This is a genomic window from Streptomyces durocortorensis, from assembly GCF_031760065.1.
GTDB lineage: Bacteria > Actinomycetota > Actinomycetes > Streptomycetales > Streptomycetaceae > Streptomyces.
Map to the genome: position 1 here is coordinate 247,651 of NZ_CP134500.1, position 19,067 is coordinate 266,717.

Consider the following 19,067-nt stretch of genomic DNA (forward strand, 5'->3'; position numbering starts at 1 on the left):
CGATCAGATCGCGAGCGCGGTCAGCTCTGCGACGCGGGCGCGTAGCCGCTCCAGTTCGCCGCCCGGCGCCGCCGGCGGTTCCTGAACGTCGGCGGGCACAGCGTCCGGCGGCACGACCGTGGGGAGGATGACTTCGTCATCGCCCAGAACGATGCCCCGGCTGTTGAGCGCGGGACTGAACTTCATCAACGTCAGCCTGCTGACCGGCCCCGCGCACAGCCGTTCGATCGCCGCTGTCAGCTCGTCCGGCTGGATGAGCGGAGCCTGCGCTCCGACCACCGCGCCCCGCTCCGACTCGGTGGGTGCGTTGTTGAAGCAGTAGCCCAGGTTCAGCACCCTGCCGGCAGTGCCGTAGCGGCGTTGCACCGTCAGTGCGAACGAATCGAGGAACGTGCAGGCTGCGGCGTAGTTCGCCTGCTTGATGGCTTTGAGGTAGGAGTTGATCGAGGACAGGAACAGTGCGAAATCGAGCGAGTCGCCGCCGAACACCTCCATGCACCGGACGCTCGCGTCGACCTTGCCGCGCAGCACGTCCTCGAACTGAGCCTCGCTCATCCGGGCCAGGCTCGCCCCCGAGAACACCAGGCCCGAGTGGATGACGCCGTGCACCGCGCCGAACCGTCGTACGATCTCGTCCTTCGCCGCACGCAGGGACGCGAGGTCGGTGGCGTCGGACCTCAGGTACAGCGGCGCAGGCCCGTCCGCGCCGGTCGCCTGGGCGACAGCGGCTTCGACCCGCGCGTCCTGCGGCCTGCGTCCGAGCCACACGACCTGGGCGTGGTACCGGCGGATCAGGTACTCGCTGATGACCGTGCCAAGGGCGCCCGCCCCGCCGATGATGACGTAGGTGCCGCCCTGCCGCAGCCGGGACGACGTCGGCGAGGCCGGCTGAACAGTCATCAGCCGCTGCCCGTGCCACCGGCCGTCCCGGTGGATACGCAGGTCGCCGTCCGTATCCGCGGGCAGGTCGAGCACCGCGGCGAGAGACGGCGCGGCGTAGTCCTCGACGTCCGCCACCCGCACCCGCCAGAGCGGGTACTCCTTCGCAGTCGACCCCGCGAGGCCTGCGACACCGGCGTGCGCCGGGTCGACGGCCTCGGACTCATGGACGGCGTGCGCCCGCTCAGTGATCAGGGTCAGGCCCAATGAGCGATCGCCGTACCCCGCCGCCAGAAGAGCTTTCACCGTGCGGAAGGCATGCAGCGAGCCGCTGGACTGGCCCTCGACGACGCTCGCACCGGACCGGTCATCCACGGCGCTGGGCGCCACCCAGATCAGATGGTCGAGTTCCGGGACCGACCGGAGGGACGTCTCCAGGTCCTCGTCCGTACTCCGCGACGGGTCCGCGACCACGTGCGCGCCGGGAAAGCGCGCGGTGAGAACGTCCCGCGCCTGCCCTGGGGACGCGATGACGCCCACCGATTCGGAACTCCGCGGCCACGTCGCGGATTCCGTCCGCTGAAGGGGATCCCACACCGGCACCAGCGTGGCGACGCCGTCCGCCGGGTCCGGCGTCTGCTCGGCTCGACGGCCTGCGATGCCCCGCAGGCGCAGGCACACCGTGCCGTCGTCGGTCGCGAGGTCGATGTCGATCCGGTCCGCGCCGCGCACGTCCTCGGCACGACGTATCAGGGCCCACATGGTGGTCGCACCGGGGGCGAGGACCTCGGCCGACTTGATGCTGAACACCAACCCGACCCGGTCGTCGCCGTCGAGCAATCGCATGCACTGCATCGCCGAGTCCACCAGCGCCGGGTGCGGGACGAGGCCGTCCGTCGTTCCTGACGCCGTGCCGGGCAGCCGTAGTTCGGCCAGCACCGCGTTGTCGCTGCGGTGCACCGCCACGACCCCCTGGAACGTGGGGCCGTAGGCGATGCCGCGATCCCGCCACTCTGCGTAGAACCGCCGGGGGTCGAACGCGGTGGGCCGGAAATCCCGGAGCAGCGCGGGCAGATCGAGCTGCGGCTGCGCAGCCGTCGGCTCCGTGGCGGACACCTCGCCCTGGCAATGGAGTACGGGCTCGTCGCCGGCGGACTCCGTGGAGGACACCGTGAACCGGGTGACGTCACCGTCGGCGCGAAGATCCACCCGCAGTGCTCGCGGCGGCCCCGGCACCGAGAGAGGTCGCAGGAAGACGACGTCGTGCAGGCGAACCGCGTCGCTCGGGGCCCGCCCGGCCGCTGCTGCGGCCCACCGCAGATACATCGCCCCCGGGGCGATCCCGGTTCCCCGCACCTGGTGCTCACGCAGGTAGAACTCGTCGCCGGTGAGGACTCCCCCGCCGCGCCGCGGCCCGTCGTCTGCCGCCGCGCGGATCGGCAGCGCATAGCGTTCCCCCTCGAAGGGGTAGCCGGGCAGCGGGACGCGGCGGTAGCGGCTGTCTCGGAACAACTCGGCGAAATCCGGTGCCTCACCGTCGAGGAACTGCTGGGCGAGTGCCCGCAACCTGGAGTCTGCGCTCTGCGGCGGAACGTCCTGCCCGGAGAGCCAGGCAGTGCACCGGCTTTCCAGGTCCGCGATATCCCGGACCACACTCGCCCATCGATGCCGCAGGTGCCTGCGGCCGAGCAGAAGTGTGTGGCTCACGTCGCCGACATCGAGGTCCGGGTGCTCGCGGCAGTGGTGCGCGAGCCGGACCACCTGTTCGCGCAAGGCGTGCTCCGTCGCCGCCGACAGCGCGATCAACCGGGCCCCGTCCTGCCTGCTCCGCGGCGCCGGAGGCGGCTCCGATGGCTGCTCGATGACAGCGTGGGCGTTGGTTCCGCTCGCGCCGAGCGACGTGACCGCGGCGCGCCGCTTGCCGCCTTCGGGCACGGCCCACCGCCTGGGCTCCGTGTGTACGAAGAACGGGCTGCCGGCCAGCGTGACACTGGAGTTCGTCGCGGTGTGGTGGGGCAGACCGGGGATCACCTCGTGCCTCATCGCCAGCAGTGCCCTGATGACGCCGATCACGCCGGCCGCGGCCTGCGCGTGGCCGATGGAGGCCTTTGTCGAGCCGAGCGAGCAGAACCGCTCGGCGTCCGTGAAGCCGCGGAACGCGCGATCGAGCGCCCGGAACTCCACCGGATCGCCGAGCTTGGTTCCGGTGCCGTGTGCCTCGACCAACCCGATCCCCGCGGGGTCGATCTCGAAGTCCTGGTAGATCTGCCTGATCAGCCGTTCCTGCGAGGTCCCGTTCGGCGCGGCGATCCCGTTCGTCGTGCCGTTGTGGTTGATCCCGATTCCACGGATCACGCCGTGGATGTGGTCACCGTCCGCCTCGGCGTCCGAGAGCCGTTTGAGGATCAGCGCACCGACTCCCTCGGCGGGCACGAATCCGTCGGCCGCCTGGTCGAACGAACGGCACCGGCCCGTCGGGGAAAGCATCCCGGCCCGCGACGCCGCCAGATACAGCCGCGGCGAGTTCTGGACGTAGACCCCGCCCGCGATCGCCGTGGTGACCTCGCCCGCCCACAGCGCCTGGCACGCCAGGTGGAGGGAGACCAGCGAGCTGGAGCACGCGGTGTCGACCGCGATCGCCGGCCCGTGCAGGTCCAGGTAGTACGCGATGCGGGACGGCACGAGCGAGTTCATGTTGCCCCACAGTGCCTGGCCCGGGTAGTCGGAAGGCCCCGTCAGGTCCAGGTAGTCGCCCGCGGCGCAGCCCACGTAGATACCGCACCGGTCGCGGGCGAGCGACTCGCCCGCGTGGCCCGCGTCCTCAAGCGCCCGCCATGCTTCCTGAAGGAACAGCCGCTGCTGCGGCTCCATGTAGACGGCCTCTGCACCGGAGATCCCGAAGAAGAGCGGGTCGAACTCGTCGACGCCGTCCAGAAGACCGCCGTCCAGGCAGACGCTGCCCAGCGACGCGAGGTCCCAGCGGGACACCTTCGAGACAGCATCCCGGCCGGAGGCCAGCAGGTCCCAGAACTCGTCGACGTCCCGGGCTCCCGGGAACCGGCCGCTCATGCCGACGATCGCGACGGGCTCCCGGCCACGGCCCGACGGCCCAGATGCGGCGGACGGCCCGGATACGGCGGACAACTCAGGTACGGCGGGCGCCTCGGGTGCGGCGGACAGCTCAGGTACCACGAACGTCTCCGGGGCCACGGACGGCCCGGGTGCCACGGACGGCCCCGGTACCGCGGCCAGGACGGCGGCGCCTTCCTCGTCGACGATGAACCGCGTCAGCCGCCTGATCGACGGGTTCTCGAACAGCACGCTCGGATCGAGGTCAGTGCTCAGCGACTCGTTGAGCCGGTGCACCAGGGAGACGCCGGTGAGCGAGTCCAGTCCGTAGTCGGCGAAGGGCTTGTCGGCCGCGAGCTCATCCGCGGTCAGCTTCAGCGTTTCGGCGAGGATCCGCTCGACGGCCGCGCGGACGTGCTCCTCGACCGAAGCGGACCCGGCAGGCCGCGGATCCCGGCGCGGGACGGGCGAACCGGCGCGCGCCAGCAGTACCTGCTGGCCCAGGTCGCGGGCGGGCTCCGCCAGCAGGTCGACCGTGTCGAACCCGCACTCCCGCAGCACTTCGCGCCACGAGTTCGCGGACAGCGCCGGTCCGCCCCGGATACGCCTTCCGTCCGTGGGCCGCCACCACCCTTCGAGGAGCCCGAAGGTCAGATGCGACCACCAGTCGTTCCGGGCGAGTTCGTTGAGTACGAGGACTCCGCCGGGCCGCAGCAGTGCTCTGGCGTGACGCACTGCCTGCACGATGTCCTTGGTGGCGTGCAGGACGTTGTTGGCGATGACGATGTCGTAGTCGCCCACCGCGAGTCCCTGTGCGCCGGGCTCCCGCTCCACGTCGAAGGTCGTGAAGGACAGGTACGGCACGTGACCGGCGAACCGCCGCTCCGCGTCGATCAGGAACGCCTTCGAAACGTCCGTATAGCAGTACTCAGCGAGGTCGTGGCCCGTCAGTTGGGCGAAAACGCGCTCGCTGGTGCTGCCGGTGCCCGCTCCGATCTCCAGCAGCCGGATCCCGTCGCGACGGGCGTCCACCTCCGCGCGCACCGCGCCGGCCGTCACGTCGTTGAAGTAGTCGGCCGTCGCGTTCCCCCGGTACGCCGGTTCCACCAGCTCGAACGAGCCGCCCGGGAACATGATCGCCGTGGCCTTCGTCCGCCCGGACAGGATCGCGGGCAAGGCCTCGATCATGCGCTCGGTCAGGCCGGTCTTGGCCGCCAGCTCCGGGTCTCCGGCACGGGCGTCCTTCCACGCACGCCAGGTGCTCCACGCCTGTTCGAGGCCTGGCGCACTCTTCCTGGGCACCACGAATCCGCCCTCACGCACGAGTTCTCCGTGGTTCAGCAGCACGGTCACCGTATGGTCGAGCCACTGGGCGAAGGACGGGGTGATGCTCCGCCCGATCAGGTCCTGACGAACGGGCGCGTCGAAGAGTCCCGCCGCCATGAGCTGTGCGAGCACGAGCGGGCGCGAGAGGCTGTCCATCTCCTCTGTGGCGGACGTGCGACCGGACAGGAACGTCTCGACGCTCTCGGGACTGGCCGCGGCCACGAGCAACGATTTTGCGTCGAGCGGGTCAGCGGCCCGAGGAACCGGCACCGCCTCGGCAGCCGGCCAGTACCGTTTCGCAGCGAACGGGTACGTCGGCAGGCTCACCCGCACCGGCGGATTCGCGCCGTGGCAGGCGTGCCAGTCGACGTCGATGCCGTTGACCCACAGGGGCGCGATCTTGTCCCACTCCCCGTGTTCGAGCCACCCGGCGACCAGGTCTCGCAGCTCCCCGGGGCGGTCGAAGAGGCCGAGCAGCATGTCCTCAGGCCGTCGGGCCGTACCTTCGAACACCGTTCCGCGCGCCCCGCGCCCGACGTAGTCCTGAAGGGTCGCGATCAGCCCGTCGACGTCGTTCGCGACGAAGACCACGCGTTCGGCCATCGCCCGCCGCCCGACCTGCAGCGTGTAGGCGAGCGACGCCAGATCGCCGTGCGCGTCCAGGTATCCCGGCAGGAACTCAAGGAGCTGCCGCGCGAGGAGGCCGAGCCGCTCCCCGTCGCGGGCCGAGAGGATCACCGCTTGGGGGCCGGGGAGGCCGGCGGACCGCGGACCGGTCGGCGCCTGTTCCAGTACCGCGTGCACGTTGGTGCCGCCGATCCCGAAGGAGCTCAGTCCCGCCCGCGCGGGCTCGTCGCCGTCCAGCGGCAGATTCCGGTCGGCCACGAAGAACGGCGACTCCTCCCAGTCGATCTCCGAGCTCGACACGTCGCAGTGCAGGGTCCGCGGAACCTCCCCGTGCTGCAGGGCCAGGGCCACCTTGATGAGTCCGGCGATCCCCGCGGCCGCGTCCAGGTGGCCGATGTTGCTCTTGACCGAGCCGATGCCGCAGTACTGGCTGCGTGCCGTGTAGTGGCGGTACGCCGCAGTCAGAGCCGCGACCTCGATGGGATCGCCGAGCCTCGTGCCCGTGCCGTGCGCTTCGACGTAGCTGATCGTCGACGGGTCCGTGCCCGCCTTGTCGAGCGCCTTGCGGATCACCTCGGCCTGGCCGCGCACACCGGGCGCGTAGAACCCTGCTTTGTCGCCGCCGTCGTTGTTCACCGCGATGCCGCGGATCAGGCAGTAGATGTGATCACCGGCCGCAATCGCCTCGCTGGCGCGCTTGAGGACGACCACACCGACGCCTTCACCGCCGGACATGCCGTCGGCGCCGTCGGCGAACGCGCGGCTGCGCCCGTCGCTGGAGAAGTTCAGGCCCGGCTGGTGCACGTATCCCAGCTCCCCCGCGGAGAACAGGCTGGCCGCGCCGACGATCGCCTGGTCGGCATCGCCGGCCAGGAGTCCCTGGCAGGCGACGTGCACCGCGCTCAGCGCCGAAGAGCAGTTGGTGCTCACCGCCATGCTGGGGCCGCGCAGGCCCAGCTTCGTGGAGATCATCGTGGGCACCGTGCCGCCTTGGGCGAACAGCCACGCGGCGTAGGTCTCGGAGCTCGCCAGGACCCGCGGGCCCGTCGCGTTCGCCATCAGAGCCGGGAGCAGGGCCTGGTAGAAGTTCGTGCTCGTGGACGTGGTGACGCTGGTCTCGGGAACGTCCTCCGGGCGGTAACCGGCGTCCTCCAACGCCTGCCACGCGTGCTGCAACAGCAGGCGTGCCTGTGGGTCCATGAACTCGGCGTCGCGGGGGGAGATGTCGAAGAACGCCGCGTCGAACTCCGCCCTGCCGTCCACGACCGACCGCTGCGGCACGTATCCGGGTCGGGTGATCATCTCCTCCGGCACTCCGAGCGCGCGCAGTTCCTCGACCGACCATGACGTGCCGCCGCTGTGTCCTTCCACGAGCGCGGACCAGAATGCGCGGTGGTCCATGGCTCCCGGGAACCGGCAGGAGATGCCGATCACCGCGATCGAATCATCGAGCGAGGCGTCGCCGGCCGCCGGAGTGGCATGGCGGGGATCAGGTTGCTGCTCGGCCTCGGCGGGCTGCGCCGCGGGTGCCTGCCCGGCAGGCAGCAGCCCCGTCAGGTGTCGGGCCATCGTGGCGACGGACGGGTGGGCGAAAACGCTGGTGGGTCGCAACGAGCAGCCGAACTCGCGGTTGATCTGCTCCACCGCTTCGATGGCCGCGAAGGAGTCCCCGCCGATGTCGAAGAAGCCTGCGGCACGATCGATATCACGCGAGCCGAGCACCCCTTCGAAGATCCCGCGCACGGTCCGCTCGATGTCGAGCGCGGCCACCGGGCTGTCGGCGGCCGGGAGCGGCACCGTCCCGGCGGCCTCGGTCAGCTTCGCCCGGTCGACCTTGCCGTGCGCCGTGAGCGGGAAGGCGTCCAGGGCCACGAATGCGGCGGGCAGCATGTAGGCGGGGAGGGTCCTGGCGAGTTCCGCGCGCAACAGCGCGGCGTCGACCGGCGTGTCCCCGTTCCCGGTGTAGTAGGCCGTGAGCCTGTCCGACAGGCCGGCATGCTCAAGCAGGACGACGCTTCGGCCGATCTCCGGGCGGGCATTGAGAACCGCCTCGATCTCACCGGGTTCGATGCGGTGGCCGCGCAGTTTGACCTGGTTGTCCATCCGGCCCAGGACGACGATCTCGCCATTGGGCAGTCGGCGCGCGCTGTCGCCGGTCCGGTACAGCCGTCCGGGCGCGAACGGGTTGTCCAGGAAGCGCTCGGCCGTCAACTCCGGCTTCCGGTGGTAGCCCAGGGCGACCCCGTCGCCTGCGATGTGAAGCTCGCCGGTTACGCCCACAGGCAGGGGACTCAGGTTCTGGTCGAGGACGTACAGCTGGGTGTTCGCGATGGGGCTGCCGATGGTCACCGGCTCCTCACGGCGCAGCCGCTTGGCCGCTGACCAGATGGTCGTCTCCGTGGGCCCGTACAGGTTCCAGGCCTCGCCGCGCGTCACGAGTTGGTCCTTCAGGCCGTCGGGCAGCGCCTCGCCACCACACAACACCTTGACGCCCTCGGTGTTCTGCCACCCGACGCGCACCAGCATGGCCCAGGTCGCCGGAGTGGCCTGCATGATGGTGGGCCGCCAGTCGGCGATCTTCTCGGCCAGCAAGGTGGCATCGGCGGCCGTGGCCGATTCACAGACGCAGACCTGTCCGCCGGTGATCAGCGGGAGGTAGAGCTCCAGGGCGGCGATGTCGAAGCTGTGCGTGGTGATGGCCAACAGCCGATCGTTGGACGCCACTCCCAGCGTGTGCGCCATGGCCAGCAGGAAATTGGTCAGCGCCGCGTGCGGAACCACGACGCCCTTGGGCTTCCCCGTGCTGCCGGAGGTGTAGATGATGTAGGCGGCTTGGGGTGTCGAGGTCGGCGAGTCCGGCGCAGCGGCGGTCCTCTCCCCCGCCGTTGCCCATGCCTGGGGGATCTGATCATCCTGGCGGTCTGTCGGGTACAGTCCCGTCTTCGGCGTCGCCACGGCGGCCAGCCTGTCCATCACCGCCTCATGGCAGATGACGAGTTGCGCGCCGCTGTCCTCGACCATGTAGGAGAGGCGTTCGGTCGGCAGCCGGTCGTCCAGGGGCAGGTACACCGCGCCGAGCCTCATGACGGCGAGGAGGGCCACGACGAGGTCGAGTGACCGTTCGTAGCAGACCCCGACGACGTCCCCGGGGCCGACGCCTTGACGTGTCAGCGCCTGTGCCAGCGCCGAGCTGCGGTCCGCGAGTTCGCGATAGGTGAGAGTCCTCGCCCCGCAGGTGGCCGCCGGGGCATCCGGGTTCGCCTCTGCCTGCTCCGCGAAGAGATCCCAGCACGTGCGATGCGTGGGAAAGTCGGCCTCGGTCCGGTTCCATGCCTCGATGACGAGGCGCCGTTCCTCGTCGCCGAGCAGGTTCAGCCTGCCTGTCGGCGACTGCCCGTCCGAGTCGAGGATGCTGTCCACCAGGGTGGCGAAGTGTGCTGCCATGCCCGAGACGGCGTCGGCCGAGAAGGCGTCGGGGTGGTACTTCCAGTTCACCAGGAACCCGTCACCGGGAGCCACGTCCACCGTGAGGTCGTACTCACCCAGCTGGTACAGCCCGTCGACGAGCTCGAAGTCCGTCTCGCCGGTGGCGCGGGCCCGCTCGCCCAGGTATCCGGAGAGAGCGGAATCCTGGTAGTTGTACACGATCTGGTAGAGAGGCGACCGCGGATTCGCGCCCCGAGCACCGAGATCGCCCACGATCCGGTGGAACGGGTAGGTTCCGTGGTCAAGTACTTCGAGCACCGTGGACTGTACGCGCCGGGCGAACGACGTGAACTCCTCGGAGGCGTCCGGCCTGCTCCGGACGGGTAACGTGTTGACGAAGCAGCCGACGATCGGGTCGAAGTGTTCCGTCGGGCGCCCGGCCACCGGCATCCCGATGACGAGGTCCTCGCTTCCGGTGTACCGGTGCAGCAGAGTCAGGAAGGCCGCCAGGAAGAAGGTCCCCGGGCTGATCTCATGTGAAGCGGTGAAGGCCGCGATGGCGGCGGCCTGCTCTTCCGGCAGGCGGCTGGTGTACACCTCGCCCACATGAGGCGCGTCCGGCAGCAGAGCCACCTGTGAGGGTAACCCTGTGAGGACGTCCGCGCCGGCGAGCTCCCGCAGCCAGAACTCGCGGTCCTCCTCAGCGCGTTCGCCGGTGAGAGCGTCCCGCTCCCACGCGACGAACTCACCGAACGAGGCGGAGCCCACCTCGATCGGCACGTCCCGCCCCTCGACCCGCGCCCGGTACGAGCTGAACAGCGTGTCGATGACGAGACGCCCCGACACCCCATCGATCACGAGGTGATGAACGACCAGCAGAACGTACGCCTCGGACGCGGAGCGACGCAGGACAGCCAGCCTGGTCAAGGGATCACCGGCCAGGCCGAACGGCCGCCTCGCCCTTTCCTTCAGAAAGTCCAGCACTCCACCGGACGGCACATCGGAGATGTCCGCATACTCGACCGAGAAACCGTCCGCATCTCCGTGGGACAGACGCGGCCCGTCATCCGTCTCGCGCACCGCGGCCGAGAGAAGTGGATGCCGGGACAGCGTGTCGCGGAATGCGGCCTGAAGCGCCGCGACATCCACGTCCGCACACGAGAAGCACACGGGAACGTTGTACGCATACGTCTCCGGCTCCAGCTTGGCAAGTGCCCACAGGCCGCGCTGCCCCTCGGACAAGGGAATGTCCGCATGTCTGCCGAGCTCGGCCAGTACCCCCGTCGTCGATATCTCGCCGTCGGCATACATGCGGGCGATCGCGCGAAGGCTCATGACGGACTCCTCCCTGCCACGCCGCCCAGACATGACGCTGCGGCAGAAGATCGCGAGCGGGGGGAAGGACTCTGCCCGAGTCCGCGCGGAGCGGGCTTCCCGTTGTCGCCCCACTCCCGCTCGCGCACCCCGCCGACCACGACCGTTCCCTGATCATCGTGGTCGAACATCGCTTCCCTGTACCAGGCCGCGTCCCCGGGCGGCTCCCGCAGAGGCACCGGCTCCGGATTCCGTGTGCCGAAGATCGATTGGTGCAGTGATTCGACGTACAGCACCCCGGCCGGATCCCACGCGTGGGTGTCGAACGACTCGGGACGGACTGACCGCTTCGGCACGTTCACCAGCGCGTCGGCCAGGTCGTAGGACCAGCCGTGGTGGGTACAGGTGCGATCGCGGATCGAGCCAAGGTCGGCGCGGCACACCAGGGTGCCGCGGTGAGGGCACGAGTCGAGGCAGGCACGGATCCGGGCGAACACGCGGCCCCGCTCCCCTCGGTAGAGTTCCGCATCGGTGAACGCGCCACCGTCCACCAGTCCGCCCTCGGCGTCGCCGAACCCCGGGAGGTCGGTCGAACGCGACATCTCGGCCGGGCGCTTGAGGCCTGCGCGCGGCGGCGAACAGCAGGCGCCCACGGATGTGCCGTCGGTGTCATGACAATCAGTATGTCCCGCAGACCGTTGCGTGTTCATACGTTTGTTCCACTGTGGGGTACATCACTTATATGTTTCGGCCAGCGTGGAGTGCGTGATGCGTGCCGCCGCCGCGAGTCAGCGTCTGACCGGTCCACTTGTGTCCTGTCTCATTCGGGCTGTCAGCGACTGGGGCTCTGGCCCGTGAGGTTGCCGGTGGTTTGAGGATGTCGGCGGGCGTCGCTCTCAGGCGAGTCGGCTTTGGCGGAAGCGGCGTTCTCGCAGCGAGCTCGTCAGCCCGTCTGGGCGGCGGGCTGTCTCACGATCCGACCGACATGTCATGGCCGGTTTGCCGGGCGATGCTGTCGGGTGCTCGGGTTAGGGTGAGCGGCCACCACGCTCAAGGAGTCTGAATCATGACCGTTCATCCTGATGTAGAGGCTCTGCTCAGGATTGTTCCCACAGGGCACCGGGGCGAAGAGCGAGTGGACTGGACGGCCGCGGAGGCCGCGTTGGGCACGAGGCTGCCGAGCGACTACATGTCATTCATAGACACCTATGGCGTGGGGGACATCGAGGAATTGGTCATCCTTCCGCCACTGCCTGTCGATGTTCCCAACCTGAGCGACTGCCACATCGGAGGCATGAGTGAGGGACTTCGCCGGATGTGGGAGAAGGAGGGTGGTGTGCCGGGCGCATCCGCTCCCCCGGAGGCCGTTCTGCCGTGGGGAACCGGCTGCAACGCCAACGAGCTGGCCTGACTCATGACCGACTCGGACCCGGACAACTGGCCTGTGGTGGCATGGCGGCGCCAGGTCTCCTACGGAGAGTCCCGGTGGGCGATCTTCGACTGCGGCATGGTCAGGTTCCTGACGCGCATGATGCTCGCGGAGTTCGACGGATGCCCGCTCGGTGACGCGTCACTCTGGGGACGTCCCGGAGCCTTCGTCAGCTGGCGTGAGCAGCGCCGTCGACTCGTCGCCGGACTGGACCCCTTGACCGGCGAACCGGACCCCTATGCCGAGATGTTCCCGATCTCCGATGATGACTGAGATCCCTCACGTCACGGGCGCTCGTACTCAAGGACTGGGAGTCGGGTCACCGAGCCGAGCATCGCCGCGGACGAACCGTACTACTCGCAGAAGCACAAGAAGCACGGCTTGAACGGGCAAGGCATCGCCCGCCCCGACGGCACACCGCTGCGGTTCTCCCGCGCGACGCCAGGCCGGACCCAAGATCTCACCGCGGCCCGCGCCCACGGCCTTACCCATGCCTGCCTGACCCGGCAGATCCTCACCCTCGCCGACCGCGCCCACCAGGGCGTCGGCACCACGACCCGCACCCCGCACAAGGACAACCGCGAACAGCCCAAGCACTACCAGCAGTTCAACCGCGACCGTGCCCAGCTGAGAGCTCCAGGGGAACGCGCCTTCGCATAGCCGTTCTACGCCCTCGCTGCCGCCGGGCCGAGATGCCAGGCGGATACCAAGGTGCCGGCCACCATGTCCGGGTGCCCTTCCGGGGCCGTCGCCTCAAGCGATGGAAGTGACGACACAGCAGCAGCCACACCAAGATCTGGTGCGTCGGCGAGGCAGTCCGTGGCTGTCCTGAAGGGCTGGCACCTGCCGCGAGAGCTCCACTTCAGCACGAACCGGATCACCGGCATCGTGAAGTGCGCCGCTGCCCTTCACCACACCTCGACGTGAGGTCGGGAAGGGCCCCGCGAGGACCCCGGTCGCGCGTGAACGGTTCGGGGTCCCCGGTGCGAGGTTCCAGGGGGCTTCTGGCCGTGGTGCGGACCGGTGACACTCGCTCCGAAGAGTCCTCCTCGCGGCGCCGTGAGCTGTGCGAATCGGACGTGCGACACGCCCGGCCCGCCTCTCCGCAAGTCCTCGCCTTGCCGAAAACCAGTGGGGTGCACTGGCGGTGCACCCCACTGGTGCGTAGTATGCGTACATGCCTCTGCCTCGATTTGATCGCCTTCCCGCCGAACGCCAGGAACTGATCCTTGGCGTGGCGCGCCGCCATTTCGCCGACCACGGCGTCGAGGGCGCCTCCTACAACAAGATCATCGAGGCCGCGGGGTTCTCGAAGACCGCGGCCTACCACTACTTCGACGGTCGGGAGGACCTGCTCTCCGCCGTGCTCGACGGCGTGCTCGGGCGACTGCTCGGCGCCCTTGGCCCCTGGGTTGCGGCGCATGAGGAGACGGCGTTCTGGTCCCGCCTCGACGCGAGCTCCGGCGCACTCGCCGCCCATCTGCGGGACCACCCCGACGACCTGGCGCTCGCCGACGCGGCCATCGGGAACACGCGTGAGGGGCCGTGGCTGGAGTGGTTCGACGACCTGGTCTCGAACGGCCAGAGGCTGGGCGTCATCCGTACCGACGTGGACCACGGGCTGCTGGTAACGGTGACGGCGGCGGTCGTTCGGGCCGCCGACGCGTGGGCGCTCGCACGCATGAAGGCTTCGCCCACGCCCGCAGACCTGGTGGAAGGCGATGAGAGCGCGCAGTTGTGGGGTCTGCTGCGCGGACTGTGGAGCGAGACCTCGTCAGCCTTCGGCGAGGGGTTCACCGATGCGCACTGACCTGAAGATCGTCTGGGACGTACCCGCGACCCCGCCCGGGCTCGCAGGCCGTGTGGAGCGGTTCATGGGTCCGGGCAAGTCACGTTCCGAGTCGGCGGTGGAGATCGCCGGCATCGTCGGCTGCGGCCTGCTCCTGGCCGTCGGGGTGTGGGCCTCGGGAGTCTGGCACGAGTTGTCGGGAGTGCAGTTGGTCGTGGTGGGGCTGGCGGGACTGGATCTCATCGGCGGAGTGCTCACCAATGCGACCAACGCGGCGAAACGCTGGTATCACCGCCGGGCTTCCGGGGCCAGGCGGGCGCGGTTGCTGTTCGTCGCCGCGCACCTGATCCACCTCATGGCCATGGGCTTTGTCGTCCTGTCGGGTGACTGGCGCTGGACGCTGGCCAACGCCGCGCTGCTGCTCGCCGGGGCGGCCATCGTGGAGTTCACGCCGCTGCACCTCAAGCGCCCTGTCTCGATGGCGGCCCTGATGGCCGCCGTTTTGGTCAATCTGTTCTGGCTGGAGGTCCCGGCCTCACTCGGTTGGTTCGCACCGCTGTTCTTCCTCAAGCTGCTCGTCTGCCATCTCGTCCCGGAAGCGCCGCTGGAGAGGAGGCACCATGCCTGAGGCCGCCCGGAAGTGGAGGATCGTGTCGAACCCGGATCCCGCCGCCTGCGCCCGCACCCTGGCCGCCGCCTTCGCCTCGGAGCCCGCCGTCTCGTGGATCTGCGGATCCTCGGAGACCGTACGGACCCACTGGTTCGAAGCCACCCTGCGGGCCCACGCCACTCTCCCCGGTGCCCGCCGGTACATGCTCACGACTCCGGGCGGGCAGCCGGTCGCCTCTGCGGTCCTCACGCCATCAGGGGCGGTGCCCGGGGCGTCAGACCGTGCGGTCTGGGCGGCGCGGACAGGCATCCGGTGCGGCCCGCCCGCGTTGTGGAGGACGTTGCGCTACCTGCGCCACAGTGAAGCCTCGGCCCCGGCAGACGCGTGGACGCTGGAGTTCATCGGGGTCCGGCCCGACGTTGCGGGACGCGGCGCCGGACGGTTCCTCCTGGACCATGTGCTCGCGGCCACGGAGGCCCCCGCGGGCTTCTTCCTGACTACGGCCGACCCCGCGAATGTGTCCTACTACCGTCGTTTCGGTTTCACCGATCTGCAGTGGAGGGCGCTGGGGCGGCTGGGCATCACGGCGATGGCGAGACCGGGCATTGCCTGACCGATCAGCACCCTCATGCCCGTCCTACCCGATCCCGTGGGAGTAATGGCGCTCACGGTCGTGTGGCCCGCGTCCAGCAAGCCCCCAAGAACCGGCGACAGGCGGCTCCCTCCGTCAGACCGGAACCGCGCGCAGGCGTCCCGTGCTGAAGTGGCGCTTCAGCTCGGATCGGACCAGATGTCCATGGGAACGGTACTCACGCTGCGGCCGGCAGGGTCGAGGATGCGGCCCATGCGCTTGACGAAGCGCAGAGAAACCGCCTGGTCGAGCACCTTCAACTGAGGCAGTGCGCTGGTGAGACGGGATTCCAGGCCGCGGATGTCGGAAAGGGAGCGGAGCCAGACACTGATGAGCAGATTCGCCGTGCCCCCAGCGAGGCCGATGCACGCCCGGATTTCGGGGACGGCGGCCAGCAGTCTGGTCAGGGCGTCGCGATCGTCGAGGTGGGCCTGGGCCCAGATGGTGGTGGAGATCGGCCAGCCGCACAGAGGCTGGGCGACTTCGCAGCGCAGCTCCAGGTCCTCGTTGGCGATGAGGCGGGCGAGACGCTTGCGTACGGTGGTGATTCCGACACCCAGCTCCTCTGCGAGGTCCGTGAGCGACGTACGTCCGTCGACCCCGAGACGCACGCTGAGGAGCCGGTCCCTGGTGGTGAACGTCTGGGGCGTCGACGGCGACCGGGGCGGCCGTTCGGCGGTGATCTGGGCCCGCTGACGCGGGTCGAGGGCGCGCAGCCGCCAGTCGGTGGCGTGCGTGAAGACATGGGTGCCGAGCTGGGTGCGGGTGGCGCTGACTCCGGGGAGTGCTGCGAGGCGTTCGAGCAGGTACCCGGAGAGGGCGGGAAGCGTGGGCATCGACACTGTGAGCAGGAGGTCCCGGCCGCCGCTCGTGTGGTCCACGGTCATGACGTGCGGCCACTGCGCGAGGGTGTTGGCCACTTCGAGAGCGCGGCCGGCCTGACAGTTCACTTCGACGAAGGCCAGGCATCCCTGAGAGATCTGGGCACGCCCGGGCTGCGCCGTGATCCACGCGACGCCCGCCTCTGTCAGCCGGGACCAGCGCCGGGCCACGGTGACGGGGTCGAGTTCGAGTGCCCGTCCGATACGTGACCAGGGGGCTCGGGGGTCGATCTGCAGCGTGTTGACGAGGCTGAGGTCGAGCTCGTCCAGATGTGCAGATTCCTGCGAACGATCAGGCATGGAGGAAAGATCCTGCGTATTCGATGAGCATGGGCGTCGAGTATCCATCATCACTGACAGCCGAGCGACAGCGAGGTGAACGTCAGCGAAAGGGGATGCCGGTGTCGATGCGCGAGGACGCACGGAGTGTGCACGGTGGTCTGGTCCGTCTGCGGCGTGCGCTGCATGCCGAACCCGAGCTGGGCCTGGAGTTGCCGCGTACGCAGGACAAGGTCCTGGCCGCTTTGGACGGGCTGCCACTGGAGGTCAGCACGGGGAACAGGCTGACCTCCGTCACCGCGGTCCTGCGGGGCGCCCGCCCCGGCCCCACGGTGCTCTTGCGCGCCGACATGGACGCGCTGCCCGTCGCCGAACGCACCGATCTCCCGTACATCTCCCGCACGGACGGGATCATGCACGCGTGCGGTCACGATCTGCACACGGCCATGCTCGTCGGCGCGGCACAGCTTCTCTGCGCCCGCCGGGACGGGCTCGCGGGCGATGTGGTCTTCATGTTCCAGCCCGGCGAGGAGGGCCAGGACGGGGCCGGCCACATGGTGGGCGAAGGGGTCCTGGACGTCTCCGGTGAGCGACCGGTGGCCGCCTATGCCCTGCACGTGACATCGGCAGGCCACCCGAACGGGATGTTCGCGACCCGCCGGGGCCCGGTCCTGGCCTCCTCCGACAGCCTTCGTGTGACCGTCCGCGGTGCGGGTGGTCACGGTTCGATGCCTCATCTGGCCAATGACCCCGTACCGGCAGCGTGCGAGATGGTCACCGCGCTGCAGACCTTCGTCACCCGAAGGTTCGATCCGTTCGACCCCGTAGTGCTGACCGTCGGTGCCTTCCACGCGGGCACCGCCGGCAACGTCATTCCCGACGAGGCCCGGTTCACGGCGACCGTACGGTCGTTCTCCGCTTCGTCGCACGGCCTGATCAAGGACGGCGCCGTGCGGTTGTGCCGGGGTATCGCGGCTGCCCACGGCCTCGACATCGAGGTGGACTTCGTCGAGCAGTACCCCCTCACCGTCAACGAACCCTCCGAGGCCGAGTTCGTCGCCGACGTGGTGGCGGAGTTGCACGGGGAGGAACGCTTCGCGTGGGCGCCCCGGCCTGCCACCGGCTCGGAGGACTTCTCGCGGGTACTGGCCGAGGTGCCGGGCGCTTTCGTGGTGCTGGGCGCCTGCCCGCCGGACCGCGACGTCCAGCAGGCCCCGTACAACCACTCGCCGCGGGCGGTCTTCGACGATCGCGTGCTCGGTGACGGGTCCGCGCTCTACGCCGAACTCGCCCTGCGCCGCCTGGCGAAGGTGAAGCCCGCCGCCACTTCTTGACCGCTCTGCGCGCAGCCCCACGCGCCGCCCCCCATGCACCTCACGGTGCCGCCCCGCCGACACACCCGCGACGCCGCCGGACGCAGCTCATCCATGCTGCACCCCGTCTCCCAGGAGTACCCCGTGCCCGACCACGCATCCCCGACCACCAGATCCGGCGTACCCGACACCAACGCCGGGAGCGCCCCTGCCCCGTCCCGGCTGCGCACTGTCATCGGCACCGGCGTGGGCAACGCCCTGGAGTGGTACGACTGGAACGTCTACGCGATTTTCACTCCCTTCTTCGCCTCCCAGTTCTTCCCCTCCGCCGATCCGACCTCCGCCTTGCTCAGCACCCTGGCGATCTTCGCCGTGGGCTTCCTCATGCGTCCCCTGGGCGGGCTGGTCTTCGGTCGGCTCAGTGACCGCAAGGGGCGGCGTGCGGCCATGGTCGCCTCCATCGCGCTGGCCGCCGCCGGAAGCCTGCTGATCGGCCTCGCGCCGACCTACGCCACGATCGGCGTGGGCGCCTCCGCCCTACTGGTGTTCGCACGACTCGTGCAGGGCCTGGCCCACGGCGGGGAGCTTCCCGCGGCGCAGACGTACGTCGCGGAGATGGCACCCCGCGAACGGCGAGGGCTCTGGTCCAGCCTGATCTACATCTCCGGCACCTGCGGCATCATGGTCGCCACCGTGCTCGCGGCTGTCCTCTCCTCCGTACTCAGCGAGAACCAGCTCCACGCGTGGGGTTGGCGCGTGCCCTTCGTCATCGGTGGACTTCTCGGCCTGTACGCGCTGATCATGCGGCTGCGACTGGAGGAGACCGACGCTTTCGAGAAGCAGGCCGACACCCCGGACCACCACGAGCCGCGCACCTCCGTGTGGCGCGGCTTCTGGGAGAACCGGGCGGCGTGCCTGCGCGTGATCGGCCTCACCCTGGGCGGAACGGTCGTCTACTACACCTGGGCCGTCTCCGCCCCCGCCCAGGCCATCTCCCTCAAAGGCATCGACGCCTCATCCGCGCTGTGGGCGGGAGTTCTCGCCAACCTGGTCTTCCTCGCGGCCTTGCCGCTGTTCGGCGCCCTCTCCGACCGCATCGGCCGGAAACCCGTCCTGTACGGCTCCTACATCGGCGGAGCCGTCCTGGCCATCCCCTTGAACTGGTTGATCCAGGACCAGGTATGGCAACTGGCCGTATCGATGACGACCGCCATGCTCTTCATGTCCGCCGGCGCGGCGATCACCCCCGCGGTGTTCGCGGAGATGTTCCCCACCCGTCTGCGCACGACAGGTGTGGGCTTCCCCTACGCGATCGCCGTGGCCGCCTGCGGCGGCAGCGCGCCCTATCTGCAAACCTGGCTGACCAGCACCGGGGAGGGAGACCTCTTCCTCGGCTATACGGTGGTCCTGCTGCTTCTCGCCCTGGTCGTGGTGCACCGGATGCCCGAGACGAAGAACACCGACCTCACGTGACACCGAAACAAGAACCGCGGG

The 19,067-nt window shown here is 69.5% G+C and carries 10 protein-coding genes and 1 pseudogene; 8 read left to right on the forward strand and 3 right to left on the reverse strand.

Features of this window, described 5'->3' with window-relative positions:
* Positions 1-3: 3 nt before the first annotated feature.
* Together RI138_RS00950 and RI138_RS00955 are read right to left on the reverse strand one after the other, a co-directional pair.
* Positions 4-10,662 (reverse strand): non-ribosomal peptide synthetase, encoded by a 10,659-nt coding sequence (locus RI138_RS00950; protein WP_311118333.1) that lies wholly within the window; start codon positions 10,660-10,662, stop codon positions 4-6.
* Entirely contained in the window at positions 10,659-11,351 is a 693-nt protein-coding gene (locus RI138_RS00955) for a Rieske 2Fe-2S domain-containing protein (protein ID WP_311118334.1), read from the reverse strand. The genes RI138_RS00950 and RI138_RS00955 overlap by 4 nt, the downstream gene beginning before the upstream one ends.
* Before the next feature lie 356 nt (positions 11,352-11,707).
* Between RI138_RS00955 and RI138_RS00960 the strand changes: the two genes are divergently transcribed.
* The 6 genes and pseudogenes from RI138_RS00960 to RI138_RS00985 all read left to right on the forward strand — a co-directional run bounded on the left by RI138_RS00960 (position 11,708) and on the right by RI138_RS00985 (position 15,082).
* Positions 11,708-12,052, forward strand: a complete 345-nt coding sequence (locus RI138_RS00960; RefSeq protein ID WP_311118335.1) for a hypothetical protein — start codon at positions 11,708-11,710, stop codon at positions 12,050-12,052.
* 3 nt (positions 12,053-12,055) lie between these two features.
* Positions 12,056-12,343, forward strand: coding sequence for a hypothetical protein (locus tag RI138_RS00965; protein WP_311118336.1), 288 nt, complete (start codon positions 12,056-12,058; stop codon positions 12,341-12,343).
* A gap of 57 nt (positions 12,344-12,400) precedes the next feature.
* Positions 12,401-12,727 (forward strand): annotated as a pseudogene (locus RI138_RS00970) (transposase family protein); the annotation flags it as partial.
* Positions 12,728-13,247: 520 nt separating this feature from the next.
* Positions 13,248-13,880: a TetR/AcrR family transcriptional regulator gene (locus RI138_RS00975; protein ID WP_311118337.1), complete on the forward strand. Its 633-nt coding sequence runs from the start codon at positions 13,248-13,250 to the stop codon at positions 13,878-13,880.
* The gene (locus RI138_RS00980; protein WP_311118338.1) at positions 13,870-14,487 is read left to right on the forward strand and encodes a hypothetical protein; all 618 of its coding nucleotides are present in this window, start codon (positions 13,870-13,872) and stop codon (positions 14,485-14,487) included. The genes RI138_RS00975 and RI138_RS00980 overlap by 11 nt, the downstream gene beginning before the upstream one ends.
* A complete protein-coding gene (locus RI138_RS00985; RefSeq protein WP_311118339.1) occupies positions 14,480-15,082 on the forward strand; it encodes a GNAT family N-acetyltransferase in 603 nt (200 codons plus the stop codon). The genes RI138_RS00980 and RI138_RS00985 overlap by 8 nt, the downstream gene beginning before the upstream one ends.
* A 158-nt stretch (positions 15,083-15,240) precedes the next feature.
* Here RI138_RS00985 and RI138_RS00990 read toward each other — a convergent pair whose 3' ends face one another.
* Positions 15,241-16,281 carry an Lrp/AsnC family transcriptional regulator gene (locus RI138_RS00990; RefSeq protein WP_311118340.1) on the reverse strand — a complete coding sequence of 347 codons (1,041 nt, stop codon included), beginning with the start codon at positions 16,279-16,281 and terminating at the stop codon, positions 15,241-15,243.
* Between the two features lie 101 nt (positions 16,282-16,382).
* On the opposite strand from RI138_RS00990, the gene RI138_RS00995 reads away from it, so the two are divergent.
* Positions 16,383-17,594, forward strand: a complete 1,212-nt coding sequence (locus tag RI138_RS00995) for a M20 metallopeptidase family protein (protein WP_311118341.1) — start codon at positions 16,383-16,385, stop codon at positions 17,592-17,594.
* A 123-nt stretch (positions 17,595-17,717) separates the two neighbouring features.
* Positions 17,718-19,046 (forward strand): MFS transporter, encoded by a 1,329-nt coding sequence (locus RI138_RS01000; RefSeq protein WP_311118342.1) that lies wholly within the window; start codon positions 17,718-17,720, stop codon positions 19,044-19,046.
* Positions 19,047-19,067: the final 21 nt, after the last annotated feature.